The organism is Caecibacteroides pullorum, assembly GCF_019239235.1.
Classification (GTDB): domain Bacteria; phylum Bacteroidota; class Bacteroidia; order Bacteroidales; family Bacteroidaceae; genus Bacteroides; species Bacteroides pullorum.
Genome location: NZ_JAAZTS010000011.1, coordinates 98,658 through 114,621, shown reverse-complemented (window position 1 = coordinate 114,621; position 15,964 = coordinate 98,658). Strand labels below are relative to the sequence as shown.

At 39.3% G+C, this 15,964-nt stretch carries 14 protein-coding genes; all 14 read left to right on the top strand.

The annotated features are described in order from the left end of the window. The first annotated feature begins 135 nt into the window (after window positions 1–135). The 14 genes from HF894_RS09295 to HF894_RS09230 all read left to right on the top strand — a co-directional run bounded on the left by HF894_RS09295 (window position 136) and on the right by HF894_RS09230 (window position 15,950). On the top strand, window positions 136–1,005 hold the full coding sequence (locus tag HF894_RS09295) for an acyltransferase family protein (protein ID WP_204971802.1): 870 nt from the start codon (window positions 136–138) through the stop codon (window positions 1,003–1,005). A 209-nt stretch (window positions 1,006–1,214) separates the two neighbouring features. Beyond that, window positions 1,215–2,561 carry an MATE family efflux transporter gene (locus HF894_RS09290; protein WP_366927993.1) on the top strand — a complete coding sequence of 449 codons (1,347 nt, stop codon included), beginning with the start codon at window positions 1,215–1,217 and terminating at the stop codon, window positions 2,559–2,561. Beyond that, a complete protein-coding gene (locus HF894_RS09285; protein ID WP_204971798.1) occupies window positions 2,554–3,444 on the top strand; it encodes a polysaccharide pyruvyl transferase family protein in 891 nt (296 codons plus the stop codon). Before HF894_RS09290 ends, HF894_RS09285 begins: the two co-directional genes overlap by 8 nt. Next, the gene (locus tag HF894_RS09280; RefSeq protein ID WP_204971795.1) at window positions 3,441–4,643 is read left to right on the top strand and encodes a glycosyltransferase; all 1,203 of its coding nucleotides are present in this window, start codon (window positions 3,441–3,443) and stop codon (window positions 4,641–4,643) included. The genes HF894_RS09285 and HF894_RS09280 overlap by 4 nt, the downstream gene beginning before the upstream one ends. Before the next feature lie 173 nt (window positions 4,644–4,816). After that, complete coding sequence (locus tag HF894_RS09275; protein ID WP_204971793.1) at window positions 4,817–5,998, top strand: glycosyltransferase; 1,182 nt, start codon at window positions 4,817–4,819, stop codon at window positions 5,996–5,998. Between the two features lie 101 nt (window positions 5,999–6,099). Next, window positions 6,100–7,254, top strand: a complete 1,155-nt coding sequence (locus tag HF894_RS09270) for a glycosyltransferase family 4 protein (RefSeq protein WP_246593191.1) — start codon at window positions 6,100–6,102, stop codon at window positions 7,252–7,254. Window positions 7,255–7,280: 26 nt separating this feature from the next. Beyond that, on the top strand, window positions 7,281–8,468 hold the full coding sequence (locus HF894_RS09265) for an O-antigen ligase family protein (protein ID WP_246593190.1): 1,188 nt from the start codon (window positions 7,281–7,283) through the stop codon (window positions 8,466–8,468). 749 nt (window positions 8,469–9,217) lie between these two features. Continuing rightward, complete coding sequence (locus HF894_RS09260; RefSeq protein ID WP_204971787.1) at window positions 9,218–10,300, top strand: glycosyltransferase family protein; 1,083 nt, start codon at window positions 9,218–9,220, stop codon at window positions 10,298–10,300. A 21-nt stretch (window positions 10,301–10,321) separates the two neighbouring features. Continuing rightward, window positions 10,322–11,077 carry a ChbG/HpnK family deacetylase gene (locus HF894_RS09255; protein ID WP_204971784.1) on the top strand — a complete coding sequence of 252 codons (756 nt, stop codon included), beginning with the start codon at window positions 10,322–10,324 and terminating at the stop codon, window positions 11,075–11,077. 4 nt (window positions 11,078–11,081) lie between these two features. Next, window positions 11,082–12,122 carry a GNAT family N-acetyltransferase gene (locus HF894_RS09250; RefSeq protein ID WP_204971782.1) on the top strand — a complete coding sequence of 347 codons (1,041 nt, stop codon included), beginning with the start codon at window positions 11,082–11,084 and terminating at the stop codon, window positions 12,120–12,122. Window positions 12,123–12,150: 28 nt separating this feature from the next. Then, on the top strand, window positions 12,151–13,326 hold the full coding sequence (locus HF894_RS09245; protein ID WP_204971780.1) for a glycosyltransferase: 1,176 nt from the start codon (window positions 12,151–12,153) through the stop codon (window positions 13,324–13,326). Between the two features lie 22 nt (window positions 13,327–13,348). Further along, on the top strand, window positions 13,349–14,509 hold the full coding sequence (locus HF894_RS09240; protein ID WP_204971778.1) for a glycosyltransferase: 1,161 nt from the start codon (window positions 13,349–13,351) through the stop codon (window positions 14,507–14,509). Next, window positions 14,502–15,053 (top strand): putative colanic acid biosynthesis acetyltransferase, encoded by a 552-nt coding sequence (locus tag HF894_RS09235; RefSeq protein ID WP_204971777.1) that lies wholly within the window; start codon window positions 14,502–14,504, stop codon window positions 15,051–15,053. Before HF894_RS09240 ends, HF894_RS09235 begins: the two co-directional genes overlap by 8 nt. 126 nt (window positions 15,054–15,179) lie before the next feature. Continuing rightward, the gene (locus tag HF894_RS09230; protein ID WP_204971775.1) at window positions 15,180–15,950 is read left to right on the top strand and encodes a glycosyltransferase family 2 protein; all 771 of its coding nucleotides are present in this window, start codon (window positions 15,180–15,182) and stop codon (window positions 15,948–15,950) included. Window positions 15,951–15,964: the final 14 nt, after the last annotated feature.

Below are 15,964 nucleotides of genomic sequence, written 5' to 3'. Positions count from 1 at the left end.
CTGCAAAGTTGCAAAATCAAGTCCGTTTCATCTCAAGAAACCACGTAATTGACTATATTTCAATAATTTCAAAGAACTATTTATCAACTTTTACGGGACAGTAGTGATTCACCAATGTCGATAATCACGCCATGTATGCCTTCTCAAGTGTTGAATTTGGTGAAAGATTTGATTTATTCTTTCCACATGCCATTGTTCTTTTTTGCCAGTGGGTGTATTTTTTCCTTTCAATTGGAAATACGGAAAAAACAAATGACATTCACGCAATTACTAAAGAACAAAACTAAACGGTTGATGATTCCATTTTATGCATTTGCACTTTTAATGGTTTACCCTACAATGACTCTGTTGGGATTTCGTGATCCGGTACATTACTTCATTGATGGTTTTATCTTGGCCATAGATTCAAGGCACTTGTGGTTCGTATTAACATTGTTTCTGTTGTTTCTTTTGTTTTTCGGCTTGCGTAAGATGTGCATTAAATTGCATATACCAATATGGGCGACAAGCATATTAGCCTTGTTAATTTACATCTTTCCTATAAATATAGTGTATTTCCAGATTAGAAATGTAGAGGAGTATCTCATTTGGTTCACTTTGGGATACTTGTTTACTATTTATAAGTCTGCGTTCAAATATGTCGCTATTGCTGCTTTATTCGGATTAGGATTAAATATGGTTATGCCTGAATTCTCCTTTCCTCCCGATATGTCAAAACTGATTAATGCAATAGTGGGGGTTGCAATATTCTATATCCTTTCTGTGCGAACAATAAAAATAGAAAAGGCCAAACTGTATCAGTGGGTAGCATCAAATTCATTTGGAATTTATTTGTTCCATGCCATGATTATTTATTGGTTGGAATTTATTGCTGCTCCTTATCCAATTAACCCATATCTGCTATCTATAGTAATCTTTGTCATCAGCTTAACACTTTCTATTTTATTGACCATAATGGTCAGAAAGTTAGGATTGGGAGTTATCATAGGTGAGACATCAAAATAATTAAGCTAATTCATTTCATGCTAGATTTTACCTCATCAAATAGGCGGATAGCTAAGAATACCTTCATTTTATATTTGAGGATGATTTTTATCCTCTGCGTAGGATTATACACCAGTAGGATTGTATTGAATACGCTTGGGGTAGAGGATTATGGTATCTACAATGTAGTGGGAGGCTTTGTGGCTTTTTTCTCATTCTTGAATGGAGCCATGGCAACTGCCACACAACGTTTTATAACATTCGAGCTTGCCCGTGGAAACATTGCGAGGCAAATAACCACATTTTCAACTGCGGCTATCATTCATATTGCAGTTGCGGCAATAATCGTAATTGTAGCAGAAACAGTTGGGCTTTGGTTCGTTTGTAACAAATTGGTTATTCCAGAAGAAAGGTTTTCAGCTGCTCTTTGGGTCTATCAATTTTCCATATTGACGATGTTCATATCCATCGTTTCGATTCCCTACAATGCGATGATAATCGCCCATGAAAAGATGTCAGCATTTGCATATATATCGATTCTTGATGTCGTACTGAAACTTGTAATAGTATTATTACTTACAATAGTTACATTTGATAAACTGGTATTCTATGCTGCCATGCTTTTGGGTATTTCGCTTCTAGACAGAATGATATATGGTATATACTGTAACCGACATTTTGCTGAAGCGCATATAAAATTGATATTTGACAAGGATTTGTTCCGAGAAATGACCAATATTGCAGGTTGGAGCTTATTGGGGAACATTGCAGGCGTATTTTATACACAAGGTTTGAATGTGCTATTGAATATGTTCTTTGGCCCGGCGGTAAATGCGGCTCGTGCAATAGCAGTTACGATTCAAGGGGTGGTGACTGGCTTCGTTAGCAATTTCCAAATGGCATTGAATCCGCAAATTACGAAGAGTTATGCCATTGGTGATTTGCATCGTATGCATACGCTTATTTTTGCCAGTAGCAAATATTCGTTTTTTTTGTTGTTGCTTATTACTCTACCTATTATGGTAGAAACTCAAGTAATCCTAACCCTATGGTTGAAGGTTGTCCCTGAGCACACGATATGGTTTGCTCGCTTGATACTGTGTATATTGCTCATTGATGCCTTGTCCAATCCTTTAATGATTTCCTCACAAGCGGTTGGCCAAGTAAAGGTTTATCAGAGTGTTGTAGGGGGGCTTTTGTTGCTCATTCTTCCTGTAGCATATCTTGCACTTAAATTGGGTGGAAATCCCGAAACGGTTTTTATTGTTCATCTGATTATCGCTGTCATAGCACTTGTTTGCAGGATTGTGATTATAGGCCGAATGGTATCATTCTCATTTGCTTTATATCTACGTAAGGTGCTTCTACCTATTAGTTCTGTTTTTATTTTATCCGCTTGTACTTCAACAATATTATTTTGCGTCATGCCAAACGGAGGACTGCTGAAAACGGCAATAGTAATTGCCTCAACATTGTTTTTTACAGGTTCATCTATTTTAATCGTTGGTATAAGTGCCAATGAACGCCAATTATTGTGGGGCAAAATTACCGGTTTAAGACATAGAACTCATGAGTAAATTTGCAGTAGTAATTTCAGAACACCTCAAATTGCTGTTTCACCCAATTATCATTAATGCATTTGTGTATTATGATGATAATAAACGGGTGAAACATGAAAACTGGGGAGATGACATCAACTATTATTTCTTACGTGAAATAGTAATGCGTCCGTTAGTCCTTCTTAATCGCACATCACTTGCGTTCAGATTGAAACTTCGGAACTTTTTGGTAATCGGTTCGACTATCGACATGCTTTGTCGTGCTCATACAGAAATATGGGGAGCTGGCATTATAGACGGCAGCAAGCCTTTGAGGGTAAAGCCCAAAAAAGTTTATGCAGTCCGTGGTCCGCTTACGCGTGAGAAGTTGCTTGCAGAGGGAGTTGAATGCCCAAAGATTTACGGAGATCCGGCTTTGCTGACTTCACTTTATTATCGACCTAGCAAGCAAAAACGCTATAAATACGGCATCATATCCCATGTGTCCAACCAATCATCTGTTGCAAATTTACGCATAAATAGGAAACGCATCAGCGAATGTACAGAGGTACGGATAATCAATTTGGGGAAATACACTCATTGGCATGATATTATTGACCAAGTATGTGAGTGTGAGGCAATCTTATCGTCATCGCTTCATGGGCTTATCATAGCAGAAGCATACCATGTACCGAATGTATGGATAGAATTTGGTAAACCGCTAATTGGTGGGCATTTCAAGTTCCATGATTTCTTTATGTCTATACATCGTGACAGAGAAAATCCTATAGCGATTCATGGAGTAGAAATACCTTTGGACACTATCAATAAAGAAATAACAAGATGGGAGCGGGGGGCCATTGATTTGCGGCCGCTGTTGGAAGCTTGCCCGTTCAAACTTAAAAGGCCAATGTATTTATGAACATATTGTTTTACACGCACGGGAAGGTGTATGCTACAAGAGGAGGAACTGAGCGGACTACCGTTTCGGTGGCATCGGCTTTGACTCGTTTGTATGGTTGCCATTGTTACTCGCTTTACGAAGCTGACGAAAAGCATGAGAAAGAAACTTGCTTTGTAGCGGAGTATCGATGGCAAGCAGGGTATGATCGTCTGCAGGATGTGGATACGTTGCGTAAGATAATTGTAAACAACAACATTGATTATATAATCGACCAAGGGATTTTTATTTATGTGAAACTTTTGTGTCAAGCAGCTGAAGGGACTGGGTGTAAAGTTATACTTGCACATCATTACGAACCAGGGGCTGAAGCGTTGTATATGTCACTACAGCGTCATTGGGCTAAAAGACATGATAAAATGCCATTGCGCAGGAGGTGTAAGTGGCTATTCGATTTGGTGTTTTTTCCATATTCCAAACATAAATATGTGGAAACTTTGCGGAGAACTTATCGTGAGGCTTACTTCAATGCGCACTGCGTGGTGTTGCTTAGTAAAGGGTTTATCGATGCGTACCAACAGTTTGGTCAGTTTAATGACGACAAGAAGTTTTTGATTATCCCCAACAGTCTGTCATTTAATGAGTTTTTGCCGATAGATGAGATTGCGGAGAAAAAGCCTATTGTACTCATTGTTTCACGAATAGAGGAAGTTCACAAACGGCTCTCATTAGCTCTGGAAATATGGGCAAATGTAAAAAAGCACACAGATGCAAATGGGTGGCAGTTGAAAATTGTAGGTACAGGCAAGGATATGCCAATGTATCAACGAATGATAGAAAACGAAAAAATCCCGAATGTGTCTTTCGAAGGGCATCAAAATCCTCTACCATATTATAAAGAGGCTTCGCTCTTTATGATGACATCTCGGAGCGAGTCGTGGGGATTGACGCTCACCGAGGCGCAGCAGCTGGGGGTAGTACCAATTGCTTTCGATACATATGCTTCCTTGCGTGAGATTATTACGAATGGTGAGGATGGAGTTGTGGTCGAAGAGAGTAATGTGGATGAATATGTAAATCATATGCTTGACTTGATGCGGAATGATGTTAAAAAGCAACGCATGGCAAGGCGAGCCATCATCTCATCGCAACGGTTCTCGCAAGATCGAATCGCAGAAAGATGGAGAATTCTTTTTGATGAATTGAAGGATAAAAGATAATATTAATGGGGTTGCAGTGAAGATGTTTCTGATAAAAAACATTCTTTTCTTGAGTTTAGAAGGTTTACGTTGGAAAGATATATGGTTTTATTGACAGAGAAGAAATAAAGCACATATAGGACATGAGTAAATTATGAATCATGACTTGATGGTAAAATAAAACTTGTAAGCTAATGAAATCTATCATATACATAATATGGAGTGAACGACTGAATGTTCAGCGGGGCGGAGTGCATCGCATCATTCATATCTTGATGCAATATTTGCCAAAATATGGCTATATGGTTCGTTATCTTTATACAGAGGATACGTATCAGACATTCCATTTGTATGATGCTGACATAGAGAAAGAAATCACGATACCACTCTCTGGTATGAGGCAATATCTTATAGACAATCACTGTGATTTGCTTATAGGACAAGATGGAGGTTTTTTTTCGAAATTATCGGAACTTGTAGCGGAGTGGAAAATTCCGGGCATGAAGTATATCACCGAGTTTCACAACTCGATATTACTGATGGAGAAAGTTTTCTCACGTCATTACTGGCATTGGGTTTCAAATATGCCGACTACTCCGATACATGTAAAATGGCTTGCCCGGTTGCGGTTACTCATGTATCCCTTATGGCTTAAACGATGCCGTCAATCGGTCTTGGATAATTTCCTTGTCAATTATCGTGTTGCTGATATTTTGATATTGCTTTCCAAGTATGAGATTCCAGAAATACAGAAATTGACCGGCACAGACCTATTGCGTTGTAAAGTCATCAACAATCCTTTATCATGGGAAAAGGTTGCAGATGCAAAGATTCTGCAACAGAAAAAGAAGCAAGTACTTATTGTTTCTCGTTTATACAACCCTGAAAAAAGAATAGATAGAGCTTTGAAGATTTGGAAGATTCTTGAGCAACGAGGGTTTGTTGACTGGAAACTTATTATCGTAGGTGCAGGAGTACATGAGGAATATTTGCAAGGACTTTCAGAAGAATTAGCTCTCAAAAATGTGACATTCACTGGTCGGCAGGATCCCATTCCTTATTATAGGGATGCGGCATTGTTTATGATGACGAGCGCAGTGGAAGGTTGGGGGCTGACACTGACCGAGTCTATGCAGACTGGTGTGGTGCCAATAGCCTTTGATAGCTATCCGGCACTACATGATATCATCACAGACGGTTACGATGGGTGCATTATTCCTGATGATGATTTGGAAGCATACGCAGATTGTATGGTAGAGCTGATGTGTAACCGTGAAAACCGTGAGCGGATAGCCAAGAATGGGCTTGAAAGTTGCCGTCGATTTGAGATAAATAGAATTGTAGAACAATGGGTGAAATTAATAGAAAGTCTATGAAAGTCCTTTGGGTATCATTGGTTAAATTCCCTCCGTTGTGCGAGCACTTGGGAGAGGCTGTACCGGTACATTGTGGGTGGATGTATTCTTCGGCAAAAGCCATGATGAAGGAAATGCCTGAAGTTCGGCTTGGAGTGATGGTTTATTCATATGGCAAGAATTATGAGCGGTATGATATTGAGGGAGTTACTTATTATCTCATTCCAACAGCGAAAATAGATAGGACATCGAAGAAACAGATTGAGGCTTGCAGGCAGGCCATACGGAATTTTTCCCCAGACCTGATACACATCCATGGAACGGAACATTCGCTAGCCAAGGCTGTATGCATGGCAAATGAAAGTGGTACGCGAATAGTCGCAAACATCCAAGGGCTTGCCGGACCAATTATGCGGTATGCTGATGGCGGACTTTCTTTGTGGGACAAATTGACTAACATCACTCTGCTCGACTTCTACCGTGGCACATTCCTACTCAATGAAAAACGTAGCTTTAAACTTCGCGCTGAATGTGAACATTATGTCCTTACACATGTTACCGACATCATAGGGCGTACACAATGGGATCAAGCTCATGTAATAACTATAAATCCTAATTTGCGTTATCATTTTATGAATGAAACATTACGTAATTCATTCTATGAGTCTCCTGTATGGGATTATGAACATTGTAAGAAACACTCGATTTTTGTTAGCAATAGTGGTTCGCCACTGAAAGGAGCACACCAAGTTTTGAACGCATTGCCCATTATCCTGCGGCAATATCCCGATACAGTAGTCAACTTTTGCGGTAGTAGCGTGATGAGCAACAAGTTGAAAGATCTGTTACGATTTCAAGGTTATCACCTGTATCTGCGGCGATTAGTGAAGCGGTTGCGTTTGCAGGAACATGTGTGTTTCTTAGGCTCTCTTTCGGAAACACAGATGAAACAACAGTTTCTTGATGCGAATGTATATGTGTTGCCCAGTGCCATAGAAAACTCGCCCAATTCATTGTGTGAAGCGCAAATACTTGGCACACCAGTGGTGGCAAGTTACTGTGGCGGCACACCTACGTTGCTGACTGACGGACAGACAGGTTACTTTTATCGCTATGAGGAATATGAGATGTTGGCGCAGATAGTCATGCGGTTATTTGGGCAAGATAATTTTACCTGCTTGTCATTGGCTGAAATGAAAGTGGCAAGCCATCGGCATAATCGAGAACAGAATGCCCGTAGGCTTGCAGAGATTTATCACAATATAATGCATCACTGAATATGCTTGAAAAAATAAAGCCGTATATGAATATTAGGTACTTCCTGTATTTCTTCAGTTTTATTGCAGGATGGCCTTGTGTGTTTTATCTCATAGGGTGGTTACCGCATTACACGGTAAACTATCTCTTGTTATTTGCATTGGCTATTTTATTTGTAGTAATAAGGAATGAATATAGGTTGCCACGTCCGATTACACTGTTATTGGTGTTGCAAGTTGTCACATGGGGGTTATATGTAGTAATTCATGGGATTGACATGTCTTATTTCACACGGATATTAATGTTGTGTATCACATATATGTTTCTCGAAATGCAATTGTCGGGCGAACGGTTAGATTTTGTAAAAACATATAATTGGTGGCTCGTATTTCAAGTGGTTGCAGGTACTTTAGGCTTCCTGTTAGTGGTTGCAGGTATTTTGCAACCCATTTTTGAATTTCGGGAGATGGATATGAGGACTGGATATTTCTTCGGGTTGTTCACGACAAATACTTATTTTGAAGGGCTTGTGCGTAATGCTGGTTTTTATGACGAACCGGGTGCTTTGGCATTTTGGGGGATGTATGCTTTGTTAATCAATAAACTTTTTGTAAACAACAAGAAAGTAGAAGTTTTACTGATAGCCGGGCTTATTTCCACGCTTTCGTTGGCCTATTTTATTCAAATAGCAATGTATGGCTTCTTTTTTTATAAGGAAAAGGGACGCAAGCTGTTGCCATACATTATGGCGTTCATTCTTGCATTAGTATTGATTTCTTCTTTTAACGAACGGATGAATCGTGCCATATTCGGTCGGATGGAATACAACGAGGAAACAGGAACGATTTCAGGAGACAACCGTTCAATGATGACAAAAGTTTGTTGGGACATTTTTTTGGAGTCTCCTATTATAGGTCAAGGAGCGAGACATTTAATAGAAATATCCCAAGAAAAAAGAGTATTTGTTGGTGCCAACCCTAATTTTACTTTAGCTTGTGATGGCCTTATCGGACAAATAATCGTATGGAGTCCATTCTTCTTTTTATTAACATTAAGACGATATGATAAGAAATATGAATGGGCATTTTGGCTATTAATAACAGGATTTTTGCAGCGGCCATACGATGGTACACAATTATTATATCCATTAATGTCTTTTACTATTGTATTGCATGCCTATCTTCAAGTAAAAAATATGTATGAAAGCAAACCCAAAACGAAATACTTGGCTTGATATAGCTAAAGGCATTGCTATCATTTTGATGGTGGTAGAGCATGCTTCTATCCCTCATATAATGGTTGATTTTATCTATTGTTTCCATATGCCCTTGTTTCCATAGTATTTTGATTTACAAGCAGCTATTTGAAACGCAATCCTCCGGGGTATATCAAGCATAAAGCTCATACAATGATGCTGCCATTCATTACCTATTCAATAATAGTATCATTCGTGTTATATTTTATTGGGAATATGGATTTTCTCATTTAAGATTAAATTGTTGGGAGGGTTATGCGTTGTGGTTTATTCCAGTACTTTACCTCGCATCAGTTTTAGCTATGTTCATAAGTTTTACTGAAAATGTTTATCTCCGATATGGTTTTATGTTCAGTTTGTTCTTATTGGGGAGTTATTTAAGTTGTTACCAAGTTTCACTACCATGGACATTATCCACTGTGCCATACGCAGCATTCTTAGTGCTCATAGGAAATGAATTGAAACATATTCAAAAATGGATTGAAGCGGAAAATCATTATTGGGATATTGTGTTGTTGTTTATGGTGACAGTTGTGGTGTGTCGTTTTTGGCATTTTGATTTGGCTTGGAACCATATATTGTAGTTGCTTTTTCGCTAATTATAATTATGTGCATGAATCATTTTTTTGCAACAAACCCTATACTGAAATACGCTTTCCTCGTGATTGCTCTCGGCTTGTTGAAATATGCCAAAGATGGTATTAACGATTGTTAAAAGTTAAAATTTTATGAAGTATCGGATTTTTTGGACTTGCGTTCTGCCTGAGCATTTGATAGCTCAGTATGGATTGTCATTTGCCGCTTGTAATTTCTCTTTTAATTTGATGAGCGGCAATACTTTTGATAAGGTGTATAGCGGGATGCCGTTATATGTGGGCGGTAAAATGCGACAAGAAGCATTTGAAGACAAACGTTTCGAATTAATCTATGATAAATGGCGTGAGAAAAGTGGTATGTGGCAGAAATTTGCTACGTTCAAAGAACAGGTTGCCATTTTACGAAAGATACCAAAAGATGCTTCGGTATGGTTCTATAATCTCAATACTCTTAACGCGCTATTATTCTTGCTTTTAAAATGGTTCAAACCATCAGTACAACTCAATGTGATTGTTCTCGACTTTACACCTGTAAATAAAGGTTTCGGATTAAATAAACTCTATCTAAGGCTAATTAATTGGGCACATGGCCGTATCTGTCTGGCTGATTCAGAGTTATTCTGCAAAAAGAATTCCTTGATACTTCCCGGTGTTGTTCCATATACCCCTGAGAGATTTCCCGAAATTAAAACAGTGAAAAAGAGTTTTCTGTTGTCTGGTGTGCTTTCCGAAGAAATAGCGATGCTATCTATGGTTTTAGATGTGTTTTCTATACTGCCAGATTGTGACTTACACATTACAGGGAGTAAAGGGAACGAGGAACTATTGCAAAAGTATGCAAACACTTACAGTAACATTCACTGGCATGGGCAACTACCGTTTAAGGATTACTTGGAACTGCTACACAGCGTTACGTTCCAACTTAGCACTCGTAATCCGCAAATGCCCGAAAATCAATGTAACTTTCCCTCTAAAATAATAGAAGCCCTGCACCATAATCGCATCATTATTTCCACCATTGAATATTCGCAATTGGACAGGGTTAAGTATTTCACCGTGAATCCTGAGAAAGAAAAATTTTATGGTGAAATAAAAGACATTTCGAATTTGCCAGAAGAAAAAATATTGCGTTATGCAAACCAGGGGGTAGTGATAGAGAATTTTTTCAGTAAAAAGGTTTGGCTAAATGCAATGGTAAGAATTGAAAAATCATAATATTGTGTATTCTCAAAAGAAATGGAATTGATTATAAATGCCGATGACTGCGGAAAAAGCAAAGAGGTAAATGAAGCCATAGCCCAATTCATTGAGGCTGGAAAGATTACTAGTACGACCGTTATGGCCAATATGGATGATTTGGAGGGCGCAGCAAGATTGTTCGACAAGTATAAAGAGAGTGTGTCGTTTGGTGTACACCTCAATTTGACTGAGGGGCATCCACTTCTTTATAGCAATATGCTAATCGAAAAAGGATTATATGTAGAAACTGAGAATAAGATAGTCTTTAATCTGAACTCATTCAGAAATAAGATAATGAGTGTAGATATAAGAAAGGAATTGAAAAAAGAACTCTGCGCTCAAATAGAAAAGATTATGGATTATGGAATACAGATTTCGCACATAGATAGTCATCACCACATACATACCGGATTGCTCTTGCTCCCTATGATGCCGGATCTGGTCAAACGCTATGGCATCCGTAAAATGAGGCGTATGAGGAATTATGTTCCTGTGGCTTCGTGGGCAAACATAGCCTTGCGTAACCTGTGGGCGCAATTGATTAAACTTCAGAATCGCAAGATAATCATGACTGACTATTTCGGGATTTATGAAGATTGGCATGATGGTGGCAAGCAGGTTCTTCCCGGAAGTATGATACTTGAACTTATGTGTCATCCTGGGGGTGCCTACCAGGAAGAAGAAATCAAGTTGCTTGAAACCGATTTTATAAGTTTAAAAAATGTAAAACTAATCAATTATAAGGAGATTTGAGACAATGGAAGTGACCTATAAGTTTCTTACTGCAGAAGAAATCCACTCACCAAAATACATAGAGTTACAGAACAAGATACATGGCAAGAATGGATATGTTTCCCGATTGAAACGAATGGCGCACTATGCAGCCATGGGCGATTTCCGTGTAATTGTGGCTATAATTAACGGGAAAATGGTGGGACAAGCTTCGGCTTATAAAGTCAAAGCTGTCATCGAAGGAAAGGAACAACCCTTTTATTGGGGTTGTGATACATTTTTGTTGCCTGAATCGAGGGGACATGGAGTGGGAAAACACTTGCAAAACGAACTTCATAAGTCTTGTCTAAATTTCTCTTCAGCTTGGTATTCACCAATTAATGGGATAATTAAAAGAAAATGCGGGGGAACAGACTTGATTGACTTAAAATTCACATATTACCCGGTTTCCAATTTCTGTGGGCTGATGTGGCAGTTGGTAAGTGCCAAAATGTTTAAGAAAAGATTGACTGTAAAAGTTCAGATTCCATTTCTATACTATAAGTTAAACCGATGGTTCCATAGAAGCAAATTGAAAGGATATGAAATGAGGGAAATCCTTTATTCTGAATTGAACGAAGAAATTGCTGAGTTTATGGAAAGTTCCTTAAAAGACTACGACTTCCATATCAAGCGGGATTTGGAGTACTTGCGGTGGGCATATGGATGGAAAGAGGGACAATATCATATGTTAGCATTCATACGCAACGGCAAAATAGAAGCAATCGTGGCTTTTTCCAAGCCACACGACGCGACCCATGTGATTGCGCATTTCCGAGGAATCTCGATATTAGATCTTGTCATTAGTCCAGATTCGGATTTGACGGTAAAAGACATACTTCTGTATGTAATCCAATACCATAGAGAGAGAAATGAAACTATTGAGGGGTTAATTACATTTGAGCAAATGAATTATTTTCCGAAATTCACATATCCAATTCCATCTACACCCTTACTGTCAACTTATGGAAAAAAACTTCAAAAGGGGTATATTTCATTCATAGACCAAGATATGGATCAAATATAAGTGACATAATTTCTATGCTATATTATCTATGAAAATAGTGTTTTATTCTTTAGTTTTGAACTATCACCAGGCAAATGTGGCTGATGAGCTATGGGAGCTGACGGAGCATAGTTATTGCTTTGTAGAACTTACCAACTTACAGGCAGAACATCGAAAAGGAGATACTCACGATTATAGCGACAGACCTTATTTATTGAGAGCTTGGCAATCGGAAGAGAATTACAATAAAGCAATGGAGTTGGCACGAACAGCTGAATGTTGTGTATTTTCAGGAGTACAAGCTTTGCATTTTCAGAAAGAAAGGATGAAGCTATGTTTACTATCGTTCGACATGAGTGAACGATGGTTGAAGAGAGGAATACTAAACTTATTCTCCCCACCTATCTTAAGAATGTTTCTTGCCTATCATTTAGGAAATTGGCGCAAGAAGCCGCTCTATAAATTGTGTTGCAGTGCATTTGCGGCAGGTGACCAATATAAATTATTCACTTACCGCGGACGTTGCTACAAATGGGGGTATTTTACAAAGGCGGGAAAAATGGATGTTGAAGCATCCACGGATGTTTCAACATCAAATATCACACCACTTATGTGGTGTTCTAGATATTTGATGTTGAAACATCCAGAACTGCCTATACTGATGGCTCAACGACTTAAAGAAAAGGGATATCGTTTTGTGCTTGACATGTATGGGAATGGAGCGCATGAGGAGCAGGCGAAACAACTTGCAAAAGAACTGGATGTGGAGGACGTAGTCCGTTTTATGGGTGTCAAACCCAATGAGGAGCTATTATCAGATATGAGAGAGCACAGTATATTCCTCTTCACAAGCGATCGGAACGAAGGTTGGGGCGCGGTTGCCAACGAAAGTATGGCCAATGGTTGTGTGTTGGTGGCAAGCGATGGCATAGGCAGTTCTCCCTATTTGATAGGGGATGGGGAAACTGGTTTGTTGTTCAAGAGTCCGCATATTTTAAGTACCTTTGGTAAACCTGATAGGAGAGCATTGAATTCGCTATGTGAGCAAGTGGAGTATCTACTCGATAATCCGCAAGAATGGCAAAAGATGCGGCAAAACTCTGTTGCCCTGATGCAGAAGATGTGGAATCCACGAGTGGCTGCTGAAAGATTGTTAATCCTTATTGGTAAGTTGCAGAAAGGAGAAGGAACTCCATTTGCGGAAGGACCTTGTTCTGAGGCATAAAATTCATTTTTTTAGATTAGATATGAAAATATTACAGACCATAGCGGGTTTTGGTAGATTGTATGGTGGCATAGCCACTTGCACATACGATTTAATTTCAGCAATGCATAATATTGGTTTCCCCTTAGACTTGTTGACTTTGCAAGTCAAGAATCCAGCAGACAAGTTGATGGGAATGGGTGAGACTTGGATTAAAGCTTTGCCAAATGATGCAGTAACTCCTTATGAATATTCAAACGGTCTCACCCAATATCTTAAAAGTTGTGATTACGACTTATACCACACGAATGGATTGTGGATGTATTGTAATCATGTTACTTGTTCAGTTGCGAGACATAAGCATAAACCTTATATAATTACTCCACATGGTATGCTTTATCCGGATGCTCTTCATCGTTCCTATTGGAAGAAGTGGCCTCTAATTCAACTTTGTTTTCGTAAAGATATTAAATTGGCAGATTGTATACACGTCACTTGTAAACCTGAAATGGAGTATGTACGTCAATTTGGATATCATGGCGCTATTGCTATTATTCCCAATCCAGTAAATTTGCCGGATTATTTAAAAGATATTGCAACTCTTAAACAGTCGTTTTTTGAAAGTAATAAACAGATTAAATTTGGTTATTTGGGTAGATTGCACCCTAGAAAAAAAGTAGAAAATCTTTTTTATGGAATGTCTCAGCTTTCTTTTACCAATAAATGCGAATTGATAATTATGGGTAAAGGAGATGAAGTATACGAACAATTCTTGCGCAACGAAACTAAACGACTTGGATTGGAAAATTCCGTGAAATTTTATGGTTTTATCAATGGGCGAGATAAATATGAGCAATTAGCCCAGTTGTCATGTCTTTTTGTGCCGAGTGATTTTGAGAACTTCGGTATGATTGTAACAGAGGCTTTATCGGTGGGAACGCCTGTAATGGCAAGTCTAGGAACACCATGGGAGGAACTTAATACAAAGAAATGTGGTTGGTGGATTGATCGTTCTCCTGAGAATATAGCACAAGTTATGCAGCAGGTTCAGAAAATGTCGATTCCAGAATTACTTTCCATGGGAAACCGGGGAAAACAACTTGTTCAAGAAAAATATACTGCGCCAATGGTAGCTCGGAAAATGCAAGAGCTTTATGAATGGCTATTAGGTAAAAGATCTAAACCTGAATTCGTCTATGAGTAGGATAGATTTGTCTAGATATAATAACTCATGGTATCATACTGGTGGAAGTAGTATAAAACGTTTTCTATGGTATTTTACCAATATTCTGTTTCTAATCAATCCGTTAAATCCCTGTTCGGGTATCAAGGTAAAAATACTTCGTTTATTTGGCGCAAAAATAGGGAAAGGGGTAGTGATAAAGCCTTCGGTAAATATTAAATATCCTTGGAACTTGTCGATAGGTGATTATACCTGGATTGGAGAAAATGTATGGATTGACAATTTAGTTCAAGTAACTATTGGCTCTAATGTCTGCATCAGCCAAGGGGCGATGTTACTATGTGGAAATCACAACTATAAAAAACCGACTTTCGACTTGATGGTTGGAAAGATAACACTGGAAGATGGCTGCTGGATAGGTGCCCAATCTACAGTTTGTCCAGGAGTAACAGTACACAGTCATGCTGTGCTAGGTGTTGCATCGGTCGCTAACCGTGATTTAGAACCTTACACGATATACCAAGGAAATCCAGCACAAATAATTCGTAAAAGAATCATCGTATAATATAATCAATACAAGAAAAATACATGTCTTTTTCATTCATACAACACTGAAAAGACACATACTCTACTCTAATATTTTAAAAATCAAATTTATATCCATCACAGGATAGAATATCCTTATCAACACATGAAAATTTCCATTATTACTGCTACTTATAATAGCAGCAGTACCCTACGTGATACGCTGGAAAGCGTACTGGGACAGACTTACCCCTACATAGAGCATATCATCATCGACGGAGGAAGTACGGACGGAACCCTGGAACTGATACGGGAATACGAACCCCGCTACCAGGGAAGGTTACGCTACATCAGTGAACCGGACAAGGGTATCTATGACGCCATGAACAAGGGAATACGAATGGCCAGCGGAGAGGTGATCGGAATCCTGAACTCGGATGACTTCTATACTTCTCCGGACATCGTGGAGACGTTGGCCGGAGAGCTGAAAAGTCACGGTGTGGACGCAGTGTACGGGGATATCCACTACGTGGACAGCAAGGATCTGAACAAGTGCGTGAGGTACTACTCATCGGCCGACTTCCGACGCTGGAAGATGTTCTTCGGGTTCATGCCGGCCCATCCGTCGTTCTACTGCCGGAAGGCGGTCTATGAACGGCTGGGGGCTTTCTCGACGTCGTACAAGGTAGCGGCCGACTTTGAGAACCTGCTGCGCCTGATCTATGTGGGAAGGATTTCAACGAGATATGTACCCAGAGACTGTGTAACGATGCGCACAGGCGGGGCATCGACCTCGGGACTGGCCAGCCACAGGCAAATACTGGCAGACCACGTGCGAGCCTACCGCGAAAACCATGTGCACTCCAACGCACTGCTGGACTGCCTGCGGTATGTGTTCAAAACAGCGGAAATCGTCAAATACAAATTGAGCCACTAAAAAAACAATACCCA